The organism is Mumia flava (genome assembly GCF_002797495.1).
Taxonomy (GTDB): Bacteria; Actinomycetota; Actinomycetes; order Propionibacteriales; family Nocardioidaceae; genus Mumia; species Mumia flava.
In genome coordinates this window covers 1,687,672-1,704,259 of the sequence record NZ_PGEZ01000001.1, presented here as the reverse complement: position 1 = coordinate 1,704,259, position 16,588 = coordinate 1,687,672, and the positions used below count along the sequence as shown (strand labels likewise).

Annotated in this window: 17 protein-coding genes and 1 tRNA gene; 9 read left to right on the top strand and 9 right to left on the bottom strand. The window is 72.5% G+C overall.

Annotated features, from left to right (window positions below; genetic code table 11):
* Positions 1–2 precede the first annotated feature (2 nt).
* Positions 3–671 carry a response regulator gene (locus tag CLV56_RS08095; protein ID WP_039350456.1) on the top strand — a complete coding sequence of 223 codons (669 nt, stop codon included), beginning with the start codon at positions 3–5 and terminating at the stop codon, positions 669–671.
* A 9-nt stretch (positions 672–680) separates the two neighbouring features.
* On the opposite strand, the gene CLV56_RS08090 is transcribed toward CLV56_RS08095, so the two are convergent.
* Complete coding sequence (locus CLV56_RS08090) at positions 681–1,457, bottom strand: glycerophosphodiester phosphodiesterase (protein WP_100414663.1); 777 nt, start codon at positions 1,455–1,457, stop codon at positions 681–683.
* A gap of 147 nt (positions 1,458–1,604) precedes the next feature.
* Between CLV56_RS08090 and dinB the strand changes: the two genes are divergently transcribed.
* Positions 1,605–2,795, top strand: coding sequence for a DNA polymerase IV (dinB, locus tag CLV56_RS08085; protein WP_039350458.1), 1,191 nt, complete (start codon positions 1,605–1,607; stop codon positions 2,793–2,795).
* 69 nt (positions 2,796–2,864) lie between these two features.
* On the opposite strand, the gene CLV56_RS08080 is transcribed toward dinB, so the two are convergent.
* The 5 genes from CLV56_RS08080 to CLV56_RS08060 all read right to left on the bottom strand — a co-directional run bounded on the left by CLV56_RS08080 (position 2,865) and on the right by CLV56_RS08060 (position 8,861).
* The gene (locus CLV56_RS08080; RefSeq protein ID WP_039350460.1) at positions 2,865–4,898 is read right to left on the bottom strand and encodes an acetoacetate--CoA ligase; all 2,034 of its coding nucleotides are present in this window, start codon (positions 4,896–4,898) and stop codon (positions 2,865–2,867) included.
* Positions 4,899–5,008: 110 nt separating this feature from the next.
* A tRNA-Pro gene (locus CLV56_RS08075) sits at positions 5,009–5,082 on the bottom strand.
* A gap of 48 nt (positions 5,083–5,130) precedes the next feature.
* Complete coding sequence (locus tag CLV56_RS08070; RefSeq protein ID WP_245857703.1) at positions 5,131–6,066, bottom strand: metallophosphoesterase; 936 nt, start codon at positions 6,064–6,066, stop codon at positions 5,131–5,133.
* On the bottom strand, positions 6,063–6,521 hold the full coding sequence (locus CLV56_RS08065) for a GatB/YqeY domain-containing protein (protein WP_039350462.1): 459 nt from the start codon (positions 6,519–6,521) through the stop codon (positions 6,063–6,065). The genes CLV56_RS08070 and CLV56_RS08065 overlap by 4 nt, the downstream gene beginning before the upstream one ends.
* Positions 6,522–6,599: 78 nt before the next feature.
* On the bottom strand, positions 6,600–8,861 hold the full coding sequence (locus CLV56_RS08060) for a transglycosylase domain-containing protein (protein ID WP_211288017.1): 2,262 nt from the start codon (positions 8,859–8,861) through the stop codon (positions 6,600–6,602).
* 128 nt (positions 8,862–8,989) lie between these two features.
* On the opposite strand from CLV56_RS08060, the gene CLV56_RS08055 reads away from it, so the two are divergent.
* Positions 8,990–9,325: a WhiB family transcriptional regulator gene (locus tag CLV56_RS08055; RefSeq protein ID WP_100414662.1), complete on the top strand. Its 336-nt coding sequence runs from the start codon at positions 8,990–8,992 to the stop codon at positions 9,323–9,325.
* Between the two features lie 40 nt (positions 9,326–9,365).
* On the opposite strand, the gene bagB is transcribed toward CLV56_RS08055, so the two are convergent.
* On the bottom strand, positions 9,366–10,637 hold the full coding sequence (gene bagB, locus CLV56_RS08050; protein ID WP_245857700.1) for an ArsA family ATPase: 1,272 nt from the start codon (positions 10,635–10,637) through the stop codon (positions 9,366–9,368).
* The gene (gene bagA, locus CLV56_RS08045; RefSeq protein ID WP_425437705.1) at positions 10,634–11,602 is read right to left on the bottom strand and encodes an ATPase BagA; all 969 of its coding nucleotides are present in this window, start codon (positions 11,600–11,602) and stop codon (positions 10,634–10,636) included. The genes bagB and bagA overlap by 4 nt, the downstream gene beginning before the upstream one ends.
* Positions 11,603–11,638: 36 nt before the next feature.
* Between bagA and sp36 the strand changes: the two genes are divergently transcribed.
* Genes sp36 through CLV56_RS08030 form a run of 4 tightly spaced genes read left to right on the top strand, consistent with a single transcriptional unit; the run spans position 11,639 to position 13,938 of the window.
* Positions 11,639–11,800 carry a Sp36 family protein gene (sp36, locus tag CLV56_RS20840; RefSeq protein ID WP_170224769.1) on the top strand — a complete coding sequence of 54 codons (162 nt, stop codon included), beginning with the start codon at positions 11,639–11,641 and terminating at the stop codon, positions 11,798–11,800.
* Positions 11,800–12,261, top strand: a complete 462-nt coding sequence (locus CLV56_RS08040) for a RidA family protein (protein WP_039350466.1) — start codon at positions 11,800–11,802, stop codon at positions 12,259–12,261. Before sp36 ends, CLV56_RS08040 begins: the two co-directional genes overlap by 1 nt.
* A 58-nt stretch (positions 12,262–12,319) precedes the next feature.
* Positions 12,320–13,132 carry an NUDIX hydrolase gene (locus CLV56_RS08035; protein ID WP_039350647.1) on the top strand — a complete coding sequence of 271 codons (813 nt, stop codon included), beginning with the start codon at positions 12,320–12,322 and terminating at the stop codon, positions 13,130–13,132.
* The gene (locus CLV56_RS08030; protein ID WP_039350467.1) at positions 13,129–13,938 is read left to right on the top strand and encodes an MBL fold metallo-hydrolase; all 810 of its coding nucleotides are present in this window, start codon (positions 13,129–13,131) and stop codon (positions 13,936–13,938) included. Before CLV56_RS08035 ends, CLV56_RS08030 begins: the two co-directional genes overlap by 4 nt.
* Before the next feature lie 392 nt (positions 13,939–14,330).
* On the opposite strand, the gene CLV56_RS08025 is transcribed toward CLV56_RS08030, so the two are convergent.
* Positions 14,331–15,008, bottom strand: coding sequence for a Crp/Fnr family transcriptional regulator (locus CLV56_RS08025; RefSeq protein ID WP_039350468.1), 678 nt, complete (start codon positions 15,006–15,008; stop codon positions 14,331–14,333).
* 160 nt (positions 15,009–15,168) lie between these two features.
* Between CLV56_RS08025 and nth the strand changes: the two genes are divergently transcribed.
* Both nth and CLV56_RS08015 read left to right on the top strand, forming a co-directional pair.
* Complete coding sequence (gene nth / locus CLV56_RS08020) at positions 15,169–15,945, top strand: endonuclease III (RefSeq protein WP_100414660.1); 777 nt, start codon at positions 15,169–15,171, stop codon at positions 15,943–15,945.
* The gene (locus CLV56_RS08015; protein WP_039350470.1) at positions 15,942–16,574 is read left to right on the top strand and encodes a TlpA family protein disulfide reductase; all 633 of its coding nucleotides are present in this window, start codon (positions 15,942–15,944) and stop codon (positions 16,572–16,574) included. The genes nth and CLV56_RS08015 overlap by 4 nt, the downstream gene beginning before the upstream one ends.
* Positions 16,575–16,588 lie beyond the last annotated feature (14 nt).

The following is a 16,588-nucleotide window of genomic DNA, read 5'->3' as shown; positions in this document are numbered from 1 at the left end:
CGGTGCCCGACGGCGCTCCCGACGGCCGCATCCGCGTCGCCGTCGTCGACGACCACCCGGTCTTCCGCCTCGGGATCGCCGGCCTGCTGGCCTCGTTGGACGGGATCGAGCTCGTCGCCCAGGCCGACGGCCCCGACCAGGCCCGGCAGGCCGTGGACTCCGGGGTGGACGTCGTGCTGATGGACCTCGACCTGGCCGGCGAGTCCGGGATCGTCCTCACCCGCGAGCTCCTCGGCCGTGACCCCGACCTGCGGGTGCTCGTGGTCACGATGAGCGAGGACGACGTCTCCGTCCTCGCCGCGATCCGCGCGGGCGCCCGTGGGTACCTGCTGAAGTCGGCGCCGCCCGAACGCGTCGAGCACGCCATCCGCGCGGTCGCGAGCGGCGAGCTGATCCTCGGTTCGGGTGTCGCCGAGCGTGCGCTGTCGTACGTGTCGTCCCCTGGTCCGTCGACCACCGGGCTCCGGGCGACCGCAGGGTTGACCGACCGCGAGGCGGAGGTCCTGGCCCTGGTCGCGCGCGGCCTCGACAACGCCGCGATCGCCCGCGCCCTCGTGCTCAGCGACAAGACGGTGCGCAACCACGTCTCGAACGTGATCACCAAGCTCGGCGTACGCGACCGTGCCGCGGCGGTCGCAGCAGCACGCGACGCCGGGATCGTCGCGAGCTGACCGACGGCCTCAGCCGGCGACGAGCGGCGTACGCGACAGCAGGTCGAGCGCCCGCTGCGGTCGGTCGGTGATGATGCCCTCCACCCCGGCGTCGGCGGCGCGGCGGATGGCGTGGCGGGTGTTCGCGGTCCACACGTAGGTCTGGAGCCCGGCGAGCTGCGCCCTCCGTACGTACGCCGACCCGACGGACGCGTGCCAGGGGTTGACGGCGCTCGCCCACGCCGACAGCGCGGGCTGGCGGGGGGCGTTCATCGTGAGGAGACCCAGGGGCAGGTCGGTACGGCGCCGTCCGAAGGCGCGCAGCGCACCTTCGTCGAAGCTCTGCACCGTGACGTCCACGTCATCGGCGCGGCTGTCGAGCACGTCGGCGACGGCGTCGACCAGCCCGGGCTGCGATGACGGGTGCTTGATCTCGAGGAGCAGGCCGACGCCGGTCCCGGCGAGGGTCGCGAGCGCCTCGGCGAGCGTCGGGACGCCGCAGCCGGCGTGGGCGGCACCGCGCCACGACCCGGCGTCGAGTCGGCGCACCTCGTCCAGCGTGAGGTCGGAGACCGGGCAGGCGGTACGGCCGGGGTCGTGCGCGGCCATGTCGGTCGTCCGGGCGAGGTTCTCGTCGTGGAACAGCACCGGGACGCCGTCGCGGGTTCGCTGGACGTCGATCTCGACGGCGTCCGCTCCGACATGGACGGCCGCGCGGATCGCGGCGAGGGTGTTCTCCGGCGCGATGTCGCTGGCGCCGCGGTGGGCCACCACGCGCGGGCGTCGCATCGTGAGGATTCCGCTCATGCTTCGAGCGTGACCAGGGTCGGTGATCGGCCGGCCAGGGAAGGAAGGCCACCAGGAGGACCGTGGGTGAACGTTCGGTGACGGGATCGCCCGGCCGGTCGGCGGACTCCGACCTGCGGGTGGCCGACGTGTGCGAACATATGTTCGATGAAGGGGCGCGCGACGATCCTGCACGCTGACCTCGACTCGTTCTTCGCATCCGTCGAGCAGCGCGACGACCCGAGCCTGCGCGGGCGTCCGGTCCTCGTCGGCGGTGGTGTCGTCGTCGCGGCGAGCTACGAGGCGAAGGCGCACGGGATCCGCACCCCGATGAATCATCGCCGTGCGCTCGAGATCTGCCCGGGCGCCCTCACGGTCCGGCCGCGGATGGAGGCGTACTCCGAGGCGAGCAGAGCCGTCTTCGACGTCTTCCGTGACACGACACCCCTCGTCGATCCGGTCTCGATCGACGAGGCGTTCCTCGAGGTCGGCGGTCTGGCCCGGCTCGTCGGCGAGCCGGCGGCGATCGCGGCCACGCTGCGGGCACGCGTGCGGGCGGAGGTCGGGCTGCCGATCACGGTCGGCGTTGCGCGGACGAAGTTCCTGGCCAAGGTCGCGAGCGCCCACGCGAAGCCCGACGGGCTGCTGGTCGTGCCTCCGGACTCCGAGGACGCGTTCCTGCATCCGCTGCCGGTCGAGCGCATGTGGGGTGTGGGCCCGGCGACGGCCGAGCGGCTCCACCAGCGCGGCATCACGACGATCGGGGACCTGGCGCGGGTCCCTCCGCGCGCCGTCGCCGCCTACCTCGGCCGCCACAGCGCCTACCACCTGCACGCCCTCGCGACCGGGCAGGACCCGCGCCCGGTCGAGGTCGGTCGGCGTCGCCGGTCGATGGGCGCCCAGCGCGCACTCGGTCGGGGACCCCACGCACCGGAACGGATCGACTCCGCGCTCGCCGGCCTGGTCGACCGGGTGGCTCGCCGGATGCGACGATCCGGGCGCCGCGGACGGACGGTCACGCTCCGCCTGCGCTTCGACGACTTCAGCCGCGCCACCCGGTCGCACACGCTCGGGCGTCCGACGGACCGTACGGCGGCGCTCCTGTCGACCGCCCGCGCTCTGCTCGCCGCCGCGCAGCCGCTGATCGATGCGCGCGGCTGCACCCTGGTCGGCGTCGCCGTCACGGGTTTCGAGGGCGGGGACGCGATCCAGCTCGAGCTGCCGTTCGCCGGACCCGACCAGGCGGCGCTGGACCTCGCGCTGGACGACGTCCGTGAGCGCTTCGGCAGCGCCGCGGTCCAGCGTGGCACGCTCGTCGGGCGCGACCCCGGGCTCGTCATGCCGACGCTGCCCGACTGACCTACGCGTCCGCCCGCCCGCCCCGTCCGCCCGCTCCGATCGTCCCGCGCCGGTCCCGGCTCGCCCGGGTCACTCCCGCTCGCGCAGTGCGGCGAACGCCTCGAGCGAGTCCGGGTTCTGCAGCGCGCCGCGCGACGCCGCCTCGTCCACCTCGGCGCCACGCAGGATCTTCTTCACCGGCACCTCGAGCTTCTTGCCCGACAGCGTCCGCGGAACGGCGGGCACGACGTGCAGCTCGTCGGGCACGTGCCGTGGCGACAGGTTCGTCCGCAGTGCGCCGGCGATCGTCGTACGGAGCTGGTCGTCCGCCTCGACCCCCTCCGCCGGCACGACGAAGAGCAGCAGCCGCCCGGGCCCGCCGTCGGGGTCCTCCAGGTGCACGACGAGACTGTCCGCGACCTCGTCCAGCGACTCGACCACGGCGTAGAACTCCGCCGTCCCGAGCCGGACCCCGCCGCGGTTGAGGGTCGCGTCGCTGCGTCCCGAGATCACGCACGACCCGTCCGGGTGGATCGTGATCCAGTCGCCGTGGCGCCACACGCCGGGATACTGCTCGAAGTAGGCCGCGTGGTAGCGCGACCGGTCGTCGTCACCCCAGAACCCGACCGGCATCGACGGCATCGGCGCCGTGATCACCAGCTCGCCGAGCTCGTCGAGGACCCGACGTCCGTCCGGGTCGTACGCCTCGACGGCCGCGCCCAGCGCAGGACCGGAGATCTCGCCGGCGTAGACGGGCAGGAGCGGGTTGGTCCCCACGAACGCCGCGCAGACGTCGGTCCCTCCGGACAGCGACCCGAGCTGCACCGACGCGCCGACCGTGGCGTAGACCCAGCGGAACCCGTCCGGCGACAGCGGCGCACCGGTCGACCCGACGCCCCGCAGCGCCGAGAGGTCGGCGATGTCCGAGGGCACCAGGCCGTCCTTCGTGCACTGCAGCAGGAACGGTGCGCTCGTCCCGAAGTAGGTGATGCCGAGCTCGCCGGCGAGGCGCCACAGCGTCGTCGTGTCCGGGTGCGCGAGGTTGCCGTCGAACATCACGACGGTCGATCCGACGAGCAGCCCGGACACGAGCAGGTTCCACATCATCCAGCCCGTGGTCGAGAACCAGAAGAACGTGTCGGTCGGGCCCAGATCCAGCTCCAGCGCCAGCGACTTGGCGTGCTCGAGCGTGATCCCGCCGTGCCCGTGCACGATCGGCTTGGGCAGCCCGGTCGTCCCCGACGAGAACAGCAGGTACAGCGGATGGTCGAACGGCACGCGCTCGTAGGTCAGCTCACCCGGCTCCGCGACCAGGTCGTCCCATCCCAGCTCCGGCCGGGCACCCCCGCCGGTCGAGCCCCGTCGAGACCCCAGGTAGTCCACCCAGACCGTCGCCCGCAGGGTCGGCAGCGCCTCCCGGATCGCCGCGACCTCGGCGCGGCGGTCGACGTCCTTGGCTCCGTACCGGTACCCGTCGACGGCGACCAGGACCACGGGATCGACCTGCTTCCAGCGGTCGATCACGCTCCGCGTCCCGAACTCCGGCGCGCACGAGGAGAACACCGCCCCGAGGCTCGCGGTGGCGAGCAGCGCGACCAGCGTCTCCGGGATGTTCGGGGCGTACGCGACCACCCGGTCGCCGCGTCCGACGCCGAGCCGCAGCAGACCCGCACGGGCCCGCGCGACGGCGTCGCGCAGCTCGGCGGCGGTGTACGCGACCCGCTCGCGCGTCTGCGACTCCGACACCACGACCACGTCGTCGTCGGCCCGCCCGGGCATCCGCAGCATGGCCTCCGCGTAGTTCAGCCGCACGCCCGGGAACCACGTCCGATCGGGAACCTGCGGCGCCCCGGGCCCGACCGGCTCGAGCGCGACGCGCGGCGCGCCGTCCTCCGCGGACGCGGGCACGTCCCCGGGCAGACCGAGGTGCGCCCAGATGCTCCGCCAGAACGCGTCGGCCTCGGTGACGGACCAGCGGTGCAGCTCGCGGACGTCGTCGAACCGCGGCCCACCACGGTCCTCGAGCCAGTCCAGGTAGTGCCCGATGCGCGTCCGCGAGCGGGCGTCGGGCCGTGGCGTCCAGAGGACCTCGTGCGGGACCTCGGCAGGCGAAGAGGTCGTCATGCCGCCACTGTAGGACGGGCAGATCGAGGACGGGCGGCGTCGCCCCGAGACAGCACGAGGCCCCCGGACCGTGGTGGTCCGGGGGCCTCGTCCCCCTCGCGGGGAGAGCGTCGGGGTGACAGGATTTGAACCTGCGGCCTCGTCGTCCCGAACGACGCGCGCTACCAAGCTGCGCCACACCCCGTGGCTCCACACTCGCGTGCGGCGGAACCGTGCCGAGAGGATGTCTCGCTCAGTTCCTCGGAGAGTCTACCGGACGCAGTTCGAGGACCGTCGCCTCGGGTCGGCACGCGAACCGCACCGGCGCGTACGGGGAGGTCCCGCACCCCGCGGAGACGTGCATCCAGGAGGGCTCGTGGCCCGCTGTCCGGTGCGTCGAGAGTCCCCGCGCGCGGCCCCGGTCGAGGTCGCAGTTCGTCACGAGCGCACCGACCCCGGGGACCCGCAGCTGTCCCCCGTGGGTGTGGCCGGCGAGCACGAGCGGGAATCCGCGGACGTTGAAGGCGTCCAGGACCCGCAGGTACGGGGCGTGTGCGACACCGATCCGCAGGTCCGCGTCGTCGTCGGCGTACGCGCCCGGGAGCGAGTCCAGGTCGTCACGCCCGACGTGCGGATCGTCGACGCCGGAGAACGCCAGCGTCGTCCCGGCGACCTCGAGCCGACCGGAGGCGTTGGAGAGGTCCAGCCAGCCTGCGGCCCTGAACTCCGCGCGCATCAGCTCGTACGGGAGGTCCGGCACGCGCTTGCGCATCCCCGACGGGCCGATCAGGTAGCGCGCCGGGTTCTTCGGCGTCGGCGAGTAGTAGTCGTTCGACCCGAACACGAAGACCCCGGGGACGTCGAGCAGGTCCTGGTAGGCGTCCAGCACCGCAGGCAACGCACGCAGGTGGGCGAGGTTGTCGCCGGTGGACACGACGAGGTCCGGGTCGAAGTCGCTCAGCGAGCGAAGCCAGCGCTGCTTGCGGGTCTGCCCCGGCGTCATGTGCACGTCGGACAGGTGCAGCACCGTGAGCGGCTTCGAGCCCGCCGGCAGGACCGGGACGTCGACCCGTCGCACGACGAAGGCGTTGCGCTCGTACAGCCCGCCGTAGGCGACGGCCGCCACGCCGGCGCCCACCGTCGCGAACGCTGCTGCGGTCCCGATCCGAGCGCGGCGCGAGCCCGTCACCCGAGCTGCCGCCGGACCTCGGCGGCCACGGCGGCCCCGTCGGCGCGGCCCTCCGTTCGGGGCTTCACGAGGCCCATGACCTTGCCCATCGCGCGCATCCCCTCGCCGGCGGCGCCCGACGACGCGACGGCCTCGGTCACGATCGCCTCCAGCTCCTCGGCCGACAGCGGCTCGGGGAGGTACTCGGCGAGGATCGACGCCTCGTCGCGCTCCTTCTCGGCGAGCTCCGGGCGGTTGCCGGAGTCGTACGCCTCGGCCGCCTCGCGGCGCTTCTTGGACTCCGAGGTGATCACGGCCATCACCTCGGAGTCGTCCAGCTCCTTGGCCTGCTTGCCCGCGGTCTCGGCCTTGCTCACCGACGAGAGCACCATCCTCAGCGTCGAGGCACGCAGCGAGTCCCGCCCCTTGATCGCGGAGGTGAGATCGGCGCGCAGACGGTCCTTGAGGTCGCTCATGCGAACATCATCGCGCAGACCGCCAAGACCGGTCACGCGGGATTCGAGCGGCGGAGCAGATCGCCCGTGCGCTTCCACTCAGTCGCGATCGCCGCCGCCACCGCCGCCGCCACCACCGCCGCCGGTCGGTCCGGCGTTCGGTCCGCCGCCGCCGGGGCCGCCACCGTTGCCGCCACCACCGCCGCCGTTGTCGCCGCCGCCGTTACCGCCGCCGTTGCCACCACCGCCGTTGCCGCCACCGCGAGGCCGCTCAGGCTCGGGCTCAGGAGCGTACGGAGTGTCGGACGGAGCCGCACCGAGGCTGCCGGGCGACCTGAACGACTTGTACGGGAGGTCGTCCATGATCCGGCTCATCGTGTCGTACCACATCGGGCCGGCCAGCGACGAGCCGCCGATCGCGCTGAACGAGAGGTACTCGCCGTTGAGGGACTGCCCGGCGAGCGTCTTCCAGTGACCCGACTTGTTCGCGCCGGCGATCATCGAGGCGTTCACGAGGCTCGGGGTGTAGCCCATGTACCAGACGGCCTTGTTGTCCTGCGTCGTCCCGGTCTTGGCCGCGGACGGCTTGTCGAGCGCGAGCGAGGCGCCGAAGCCACCGGCGGACTGGACCTTGGTCAGGATCTGGTTGACGGTGTCGGCGACCGCCTTGCTCATCACCCGGTCGCAGGCGTTGTCGTACTTCTTGAGCGTGTCACCGCGCTTGTCGAGGATCTCGGTGACCGGCCGCGGCTCGCAGTACTTGCCGCGGGCCGGGAACGCGGCGTACGCGGCGGCCATGTCGAGCGGGCTCACGTCGATCACGCCGAGCGTGAACGAGGGGTAGGTGTCGTCCTTGTCGGCGACGGGCAGCCCCAGCTTGATCGCCATCCTGGTGGTGGCGCACAGCCCGGTGAGCCGCTCGAGCTGGGCGAAGTAGGTGTTGACCGACTGCGGGAGCGCGGTGCTCATCGGGAAGCCGCCGGCGCCGGTGGAGTTGCTGACGTTCCACGAGCCGGCACTCTGACCGTCGCACTGGTTGAACCCGGAGAGCGTCATCTCCTGCGGCGAGTTGAAGTACGTGCTCGCCGGGTAGCCCTTCTTCAGTGCCGCCGCGGCCGTGAAGGCCTTGAACGTCGACCCGGCCTGGAACCCGTTCGCGCCGCCGAGCTCCTTGGGGACGGTGTAGTTGATGTACGTCTCGCCCTGCTTGCGCTTGTTGCCCATCGGACGGGACTGCGCGAGCGCGCGGACCTCGCCGGTGCCGGGCTCGACCAGCGCCTGCGCGCCGATCGCGCTGTCGGTCGGCGCGACGCGGTTGCTGACGGCCTTGTCGGCGGCCTTCTGGAACTTCAGGTCGATCGTCGTCTTGATCGTCAGGCCGCCGGCCTCGAGGCGGTACTGGCGCTCGTCGACGGTCTTGCCGAGCGACTCGTCGCGCAGCAGGTAGCGCTGGACGTAGTCGCAGAAGAACGGCGCCTTGCTCGACACGCAGCCGTTGGAGAAGTTCGTGATCTTGAGCCCGAGCGGGCGAGACATCGCCTTCTCGGCGACCTGGCGGGTGATCAGCCCCTGGCTCTGCATCGCCGCGAGCACGACGTTGCGACGGCGCAGGGCGTTCTCCGGGTAGGTCACCGGGTCGTACTCGACCGGGTTCTTCACCAGGCCGGCCAGGGTCGCCGACTGGACGAGGTCGAGGTTCGCGGCCGAGACGGAGAAGTAGTGCTTCGCTGCCGCGCTGATGCCGTACGCGCCGTCGCCGAAGTACGAGATGTTCAGGTAGTTCTGGAGGATCTGGTCCTTCGAGTGCTTCTCCTCGTAGCTCATCGCGTACTTGAGCTCGCGGATCTTGCGGGCCGGCGTCACCTCGGTGGCGGCCTTGAGCTCCTCGGGGTTGTCCGCCTGCTGGATCAGGATGTTCTTGACCAGCTGCTGCGTCAGCGACGAACCGCCCTGCGTGTTGCCCTCGGTCGCGTTGTTGACGAGGGCTCGGACCGTGCCCTTGAAGTCGAGCGCGCCGTGCTCGTAGAAGCGGGAGTCCTCGATCGAGACGATCGCCTGGCGCATCGTCGGCGAGATCTTGCTGAGCGGGACGTCCTGACGGTTCTGGGAGTAGAAGTACGCCAGCAGCGTCCCGTCGGACGCGAGCACCTTCGAGCGCTGCGGGATCGGCGTCTCGCGCAGCTCGAGCGGGAGCTCCTCGAAGCCCCGTGCCATGCTGTTGGAGGTCACGCCGACGAACGCCGCGACCGGGATCGCGAGCCCTGCGACCAGGACGCCCGCGAACAGGCTGAGCCCCAGCATCGTGCCGATCGTACGGATCGTCGCGCGACCGTCTTCAGAACGGTGGGGCCCCAGAATCATGGGCCCCAGGGTACGGGAACGTCGGTATCGCACCAAGAATAGTTCGAACGGGCTATGGCGGACCATCCCAGGTGATCTGGTGCCCGCGCCCGAACCCCGGGAGTCTGGAACAACATCGGCCCCCGTCGATGGGGGCCATCTCGGGGAAGGTGTGGGCCGTGAGCTGGAACGAGGACTGGGCGGGAGCCGCCCTGTGCAAGGAGTCGGCAGACGCGCTGTTCGTCCGCGGGGCGGAGCAGAATCGCGCGAAGCAGGTCTGCCGGGGCTGTCCCGTGCGCAGCGAGTGCCTGGCCGAGGCGCTCGACAACGACATCGAGTGGGGCGTCTGGGGCGGCATGACCGAGCGGGAGCGTCGCGCCCTGCTCCGCCGCCGCCCGAACGTCGTGTCCTGGCGTGCGCTGCTCGAGGCGGCTCAGGAGAGCCGCGTCACCCAGGCGACGCCGGCCGCGAGCGCCGCGGGCTGACCCGGTCGGCGTGACCCAGCCGACCTGACCCACCGGGTCCTCAGCGCGTCGACGCGGCGAGCAGCTCGCCGACGCGTCGCAGTCCGGCCAGGTCGTGCACGTCGGTCGGCAGCGACGGGACCTCAGCCACCCGTACGCGCGGGTGCGCCTGGGTGAACCCGCGCACCGTCCTGCGCTCGCGCGCGCAGATCCTGGCCTGCTCGACGTGGACGTCGAGAAGCGCGGCCACCACGTCGTCGTTCGCGCCCCGCCGCCGGCGCACGATCGCGGGGTCCTCCGGCTCTCTCGCATCGTCGCCACGGCCGTTCGCCTCGGCGTCAGGGGCCGGCTCGGAACCGTTCGTACGGCGGAGTACGCGCGCCGCCGCCAGCGCGTCGTCGGGGTCGAGGTCGGCGCGGGGCGTGGTCATCCGGTTCACGACGAGCCCCGCGAGCGGCATCCGGTCCTGGCTGAGCCGGTCCACGAAGTACGACGCCTCGCGCATCGCGTCGCGCTCCGGCGCCGCGATGACGAGGAACGCCGTCCCGGAGTCCTGGAGCAGCGCGAACGTCGCCTCCGCGCGCGCCCGGAACCCGCCGAACAGCGCGTCGAACGCCGAGACGAACGTCTGTACGTCACGCAGCACCTGAGCCCCGAGCACCTTCCCGAGCGCGGACGTGACCATCCCGAACCCCGCGGAGAAGAGCCGCGCCGGGCCACGCGCCGGCGCCAGCAGGAGTCGCAGCAGGCGTCCGTCCAGCAACGACGCGAGCCGCTCCGGGGCGTCCAGGAAGTCCAGCGCCGAGCGGGACGGCGGCGTGTCGACGACGATCAGGTCCCAGCGCGGGTGCTCGGCGTCGGCGATCGCCTCGGCGTGCAGCTGCCCGAGCTTCTCCATCGCCATGTACTCCTGCGTGCCGGCGAACGAGCTCGACAGCGCCTGGTAGAAGGGGTTCGCCAGGATCTGGGCGGCCTTCTGCGGTGACGCGTGCGCCTCGACGACCTCGTCGAACGTGCGCTTCATGTCGAGCATCATCGCGTCGAGCGATCCGCCGTCGGCGCCGACGCCGTCCACCGGACGCGGGGTGTTGTCGAGCTCGGTCAGGCCGAGCGACTGCGCGAGACGCCGCGCCGGGTCGATCGTGAGCACGCAGACCCGCCGCCCCTGCGAGGCCGCCCGCAGCGCCAGCGCCGCCGACGTCGTCGTCTTGCCGACGCCGCCCGAGCCGCAGCAGACCACGATCTCGAGCCCGGGGTCCGCGAGCAGCGCGTCGACGTCCAGCGGACCGCTCGCGCGACCGCCGGCCGTCCGCACGGTCGACGACGGGGTCACGGCAGGGCCTCCGCGAGCGTCTCGCCCAGCGACAGCAGCTGCGCGAGGTCGATCCCCTCGCTGACCGCCGGCAGCTCGACGACGGGCGCCCCCGCGTCGTCGAGCAACGCCCGCTGCGCGGCCTGGAGCCGCATCCGCTCGATCCGTTCGCGGCCCTCGTCCAGCAGCGCCTGGGCCTGTCCGCCGTCGAGGTCGAGACCGGCGCTCCGCAGCGTCCGGCGTACGCTCGCCGCGGTCAGGCCGCCGTTGCTGATCCGCTCGATCTCGTCGTCGTCGAAGACCGCGGGATGCACCTGGTTCACGATCAGGGTGCCGATCCGCAGCTCGGCCGCGGTCAGCTCGTCCACGGCGTCCAGCGTCTCCTGCACCGGCATCTCCTCCAGCAAGGTGACGAGGTGGACCCGCGTCCGGCGCGAGCGCATCAGCGTCATGATCGAGTCCGCCTGGCGATGGATCGGCCCGACCTTCGCGAGGCCCGCCACCTCCGCGTTGACGTTGAGGAACCGCGCGATCCGCCCCGTCGGCGGAGCGTCCAGCACGACGGCGTCGTAGACCGGGTCGCCGTCGTCGTCGCGCCGGCGCACCGCCTCGTACACCTTGCCGGTGAGCAGCACGTCGCGGACGCCGGGCGCGATCGTGGTCGCGAAGTCGATCACGCCGAAGCGGTCCAGCGCCTTGCCGGCACGCCCGAGGCGGTAGAACATCGCGAGGTACTCGAGCAGCGCCTCCTCCGCGTCGATCGCCAGCGCGTACACGGCGCCGTCGTCGAGCGCCGCGACCTGACGCTCCTCGTACGGAAGGGGCGCGACGTCGAAGATCTGAGCGATGCCCTGGCGTCCCTCCACCTCGCAGAGCAGCACCTTGCACCCCTGTGCGGCCAGGCCGACGGCGAGCGCGGCCGCGACGGTGCTCTTGCCCGTCCCGCCCTTGCCCGTCACGACGTGCATCCGGGTCTGCCCAGCCACGAACCCGAGCGTACGGGGTCGGGATACAGTCGACCCATGACCCAGTGGGAGTACCTGACGGCACCGGTCCTCGTGCACTCGACGAAGGCGATCCTCGACAACTTCGGCCGCGACGGCTGGGAGCTCGTGCAGATCGTGCCCGGGATGAACCCGGAGAACCTCGTCGCGTACTTCAAGCGCCCGATCCAGGACTCGTGATGCCGGCGCCGAGCGAGCGTCTCGCCGGGCTCGGCCTCGAGCTGCCCGACGTCGTCCCGCCGGTCGCCGCCTACCAGCCGGCCGTACGGACGGGCTCGTACGTCTACACCGCGGGCCAGCTGCCGATCCGCGACGGCGACCTGATCACGACCGGCAAGGTCGGGGCGGACGTCACCGTGGAGGAGGCAGCCGCGTGCGCCCGGCAGTGCGCCCTGAACGCTCTCGCGGCCGCCGCGTCGCAGTCCGGCGGGCTGGACCGGATCGCACGGATCGTGAAGGCCGTCGTGTTCGTGGCGAGCACCCCCGACTTCACGGGGCAGCCCGTGGTCGCCAACGGCGCCAGCGAGCTGCTCGGCGAGGTGTTCGACGACGCGGGCCTGCACGCCCGCAGCGCGGTGGGTGTCACCGTGCTGCCGCTCGACGCTCCGGTCGAGGTCGAGCTGGTGGTGGAGGTCGGCTGAGCCTCGAGGCCGGCCGAGCGTCGGTGCCGGTCGATGGGATAGACCTAGGGGCATGACGATGCGCGTCCCCCTGCCCACGTCCCTGCTCGAGCACGTCGGCCGTGACGTCGAGTCCGCCGCGCCCGCGCGCGACGCGGCGACCGTCGTCCTGCTCCGCGACGGGACCGACGGCGTCGAGGCGTACCTCCTGCGTCGGCAGCAGTCGATGCGCTTCGCCGCGGGGATGTACGTGTTTCCCGGAGGCGCGGTCGATCCGCGCGACTCCGACGCCGATCTCGCGTGGGCCGGGCCGGCGCCGGCGATCTGGGCGGAGCGCTTCGGCTGCTCCGAGGAGCTCGCGCGCGCCCTGGTCTGCGCGGCCGTCCGGGAGACGTTCGAGGAGGCGGGCGTGCTCCTCGCGGGCCCCGACGCCGGCTCCGTCGTCGACGACGCGAGCGCCCCCGACTGGCAAGCCGACCGGGCCGCGCTCGAGGCCCACGACATCTCGCTCGCGGAGGTGCTGACCCGGCGCTCGCTCGTCCTGCGGACGGACCTGCTGGCCGCGTGGACCCACTGGATCACGCCGACGTTCGAGCCGCGCCGCTTCGACACGCGGTTCTTCGTGGCGGTGCTTCCCGAGGGCCAACGCGTCGGCACGCTGCCCGGCGAGGCCGACCACGCCTCCTGGATGCCTCTGGGTGCGGCGCTCGCCTCGGTCGACGCCGGTGAGATGGGGATGCTTCCGCCGACCGCCGTGACGTGTCGCGACCTCGCGGGACTGGAGCACGCCGCCGAGGCGCTGACCGCCGCGGCCGACCGTACGATCGCTCCCGTCGTCCCGCGCCTCGTCGTGATCGACGGAAACCCCTACCTGGAGACGGAGCTGCCATGACTCCCCAGACCGCCGTCGCGTCGCACGGGACGCCGTCGCCGTGGGCAACGTTCGTACGCGAGGACAACCCGGGGCTGATGACGCTCGACGGGACCAACACCTGGGTGCTGCGACGGCCGGACGCACCCCCGGGGGCGCTGGCGGTCGTCGTCGACCCCGGCGAGCTCGACGAGGAGCACCTCGGGCGCGTGCTGTCGGTCGCGGCGCCGGTCGGACTCGTCCTGCTCACGCACCACCACCACGACCACACCGAGGGTGCCGAGCGCTTCGCCGAGCTGTCCGGTGCACCGGTGCGCGCTGTCGACCCGGCGCTGTGCCGCGGCGGCGGGGAGACCCTGACCGACGGCGAGACGGTGGAGGTGGACGGAGTCCGGCTCGAGGTGCTGGCCACCCCGGGCCACACCCGCGACTCCGTCTCGTTCCTGCTGCGCGACGACGCGTCCCTGCTGACCGGAGACACCGTCCTCGGACGCGGAACCACCGTGGTCGCCCACCCGGACGGCGCGCTGGGCCCGTACCTCGCCTCGCTGGCCGCGCTCCGCGCCGTGGTCGACACCCTCGGTGGGCCGGTCCGGCTGCTGCCGGGCCACGGACCGGTGCAGCCCGACGCCGGCGCCGTGCTGGACGCGTACGTCACGCACCGCGCCGAGCGTCTCGATCAGGTCCGCGCCGCGCTCGACGACGGCGCCCAGAGCGTGGAGGACGTGGTCAGGATCGTGTACGCCGACGTGGACGAAGCACTCTGGCCGGCGGCGTCGCGCTCCGTGGCCGCGCAGCTCGACTACCTGCGGGGCGACGAGCAGTAGCGCCGCGCAGTCTGCCCAGCCCACTGGGGAGACCCCCACCGGGCGCGGGAAACCATCAGGGCCTGGTGCGCAACTCCCCAGCCAGCTGGGGAGACCCCCACCTGGCGCGGGAAACCATCAGGGCCTGGTGCGCAACTCCCCAGCCAGCTGGGGAGACCCCCACCTGGCGCGGGAAACCATCAGGGCCCAGTGCGCAACTCCCCAGCCAACTGGGGAGACCCCCACCTGGCGCGGGAAACCATCAGGGCCCAGTGCGCAACTCCCCAGCCGGCTGGGCAGACTGTCACCCCCAGCCAACTGGGCAGACCGTCACCCGTCAGCTGCAGGGGCAGGGACAGCCCGTCACCCGCAGGGGCCTGCGGACCGGACGTCCGCGTCGGCGTGGCGGCGCCTCAGCGGGCGCGCTTGGAGAGGCGGTCCGGCTCGATGATGACGACCGAGCGGGGCTCGAGGCGCAGCCAGCCGCGCATGGCGAAGTCGGCGAGCGCCTTGTTCACCGTCTCGCGCGAGGCGCCGACGAGCTGGGCCAGCTCCTCCTGCGTCAGGTCGTGGTGCACGTGGATGCCGTCGTCGGCCTTGCGCCCGAAACGGTTCGAGAGGTCCATGAGCGCCTTCGCGACGCGCCCGGGGACGTCGGAGAACACCAGGTCGGCGACCACGTCGTTGGTCCGGCGCAGCCGCGAGGCGAGCTGGCCGAGCAGCGCGCGGGAGACGTTCGGGTGCTCCTCGAGCCACTTCGTCAGCTCGTCGTGGCCGAGGCTCTCGAGCTCGCACTCGGTGACGGCGGTGGCCGTCGCGGAGCGCGGACCCGGGTCGAACAGCGACAGCTCGCCGAACATCTGGCCGGGCCCGAGGATCGCGAGGAGGTTCTCGCGGCCGTCGGCGGAGCTGCGGCCGAGCTTGATCTTGCCGTCGGTCACGATGTAGAGACGGTCGCCCTCGTCCCCCTCGTGGAACAGCACCTCGCTGCGGCGGAGGTGGCCCGAGGTCATCTTCGAGCCCAGCGACTCCGCGGCCTCGTCGTCCAGCCCCGAGAAGAGCGGCGCCTGGCGCAGTACGTCGTTGTCCACGAGATCTCCTTGTCCCCGACGGAACGGCCGTCGTCCGACGGATGCAGTCATCCGTACGTCAGTGTCCCCCATTGTGTCAAAGGATCGCCAGCATGGCGCCGCTGCGCGTGGCGACCTCGCCGCGATGCTGGACGTCGGCGCTCCTGCGTAGGCTGGCAACGTGCCGAAGCCCGCCCCCGCCGCGCGCCGCCCAGCGAAGAAGCAGCCCGCGAAGAAGAAGCTGCCCGAGGTCCCCGATCCGCCGACCTCGCTGGTCCGCCGGGCACGCAAGATCGACAGGGTCCTGGCCGAGACCTACCCTGACGCCACGATCGAGCTCGACTTCGACGACCCGTTCCAGCTGCTGGTCGTCACGGTGCTCTCGGCGCAGACCACCGACCGCAGGGTCAACGGCGTGCGTCCGACGTTGTTCGGGCGGTTCCCCGACGCGCGTGCGCTCGCGGAGGCGGACCAGAGCGAGGTCGAGGAGATCATCAAGCCGACCGGCTTCTTCCGCGCGAAGGCCGAGCGGATCATCGCGCTGGCGACTGCCCTGGTGGACGACTTCGGGGGCGAGGTCCCGCCGCGGATGGACGACCTCGTGACGCTGCCCGGTGTCGGGCGCAAGACCGCCAACGTCGTGCTCGGCAACGGCTTCGGCATCCCGGGCTTCCCGGTCGACACCCATGTCCAGCGGCTGTCGCGCCGGCTCGACCTGCTCGACGCGACCACGGCGAAGGATCCCGTACGGGCCGAGATGGCCCTCAACCGTCTGGTCGCGAAGAAGGACTGGACCGCGGCGTCGCAGCACCTGATCTGGCACGGCCGGCGCTGCTGCCACGCGACGAAGCCTGCCTGCGGAGCCTGCTCGATCGCCCGGTGGTGCCCGTCCTTCGGGGAGGGCCCGACCGACCCGGAGGTCGCGGCCAGGCTCCTGCGGACCGAGGGGCGGGCGTGAGCCGCTCGACCCTCGTCGCGGTGCTGCTCGGCGCCGTGGTCGTCCTCGCGGCGTGTGGCGGCGAGGATCTCAGCCCCGCCGATGCGCCGGAAGCCTCAGGAAGCGCCGCGAGCGTCGACGCGGACGCCGCCGAGCTCGCCGCGGCGAAGGCCGACGCGGGGATCGAGCCCTGCCCGCGGACGAGCAAGCGGGGGGCTGTGCCGGACGGCCTTCCGGCTGTCGTGCTCGAGTGTCTCGGTGGTGGCGCCCCGGTCAACCTCGCCGGCCTCCCGGGCACGCCGACGGTGATCAACCTCTGGGCCAGCTGGTGCGGGCCGTGCCGCGACGAGCTGCCCGAGCTCGCCCGGCTGCACACCGAGGCCGGCGGGCAGGTCGCGGTGCTGGGCGTCGACTACCGCGATCCCGACCCGCTCGGCGCCATTGCCCTGGCGGCCGACAGCGGGGTGACGTACCCGCTGGTCAGCGACCCCGACGAGGCCGTGCGCGACGCGCTCGGCGTGATCGGCCTTCCGCAGACCGTGTTCGTGGACGCGTCGGGCACAATCGTCGCAACGGAGCGCCGTCCGGTCACCGACTACGACGACCTCGTCGGCCTCGTCGACGAGCATCTCGGGGTCGACCTCCGATGAGCGGCACGCGGAGC